Raw genomic sequence first — 517 nt, forward strand, 5'->3', positions numbered from 1 at the left:
TCCTGCGTTGCATTCCCGATCTGATTATCATGGCACCGAGCGATGAGAACGAATGTCGCCAGATGTTGTTTACCGGCTACCGTTATCAAGATGGCCCTTGCGCCGTGCGTTACCCTCGCGGTACCGGTACGGGTGCCACGCTTGAGCCGTTGCAGGAATTGCCTATCGGTAAAGGGGTGGTACGACGCACGGGCGAGAAAGTCGCCATCCTCAACTTCGGTACACTGCTGCCGGAAGCGCAGCGGGTTGCCGAAAAGCGCAATGCAACATTGGTCGACATGCGTTTTGTCAAACCGCTGGATGAAGCGCTGATCGCTGAACTGGCAAAAAACCACAATCTGCTGGTGACACTGGAAGAGAACGCCTTGATGGGCGGTGCGGGCAGCGGCGTGAATGAAGTGGTGATGGCGCAGCGTCTGGGTATTCCGGTGTTAAATCTGGGGCTGCCGGACAGCTTTATTCCCCAAGGGACACAGGAAGAAGTACGTCAAGACTTGGGGTTGGATGCGGCGGGTAT

The 517-nt window shown here is 56.5% G+C and carries 1 protein-coding gene; it reads left to right on the forward strand.

Features of this window, described 5'->3' with window-relative positions:
* A partial coding sequence (locus tag J5069_RS24140; protein ID WP_319801705.1) for a transketolase C-terminal domain-containing protein occupies positions 1 to 517 on the forward strand: 517 nt, incomplete at both ends.

It is taken from the genome of Candidatus Symbiopectobacterium sp. NZEC127, from assembly GCF_025962675.1.
GTDB lineage: Bacteria > Pseudomonadota > Gammaproteobacteria > Enterobacterales > Enterobacteriaceae > Symbiopectobacterium.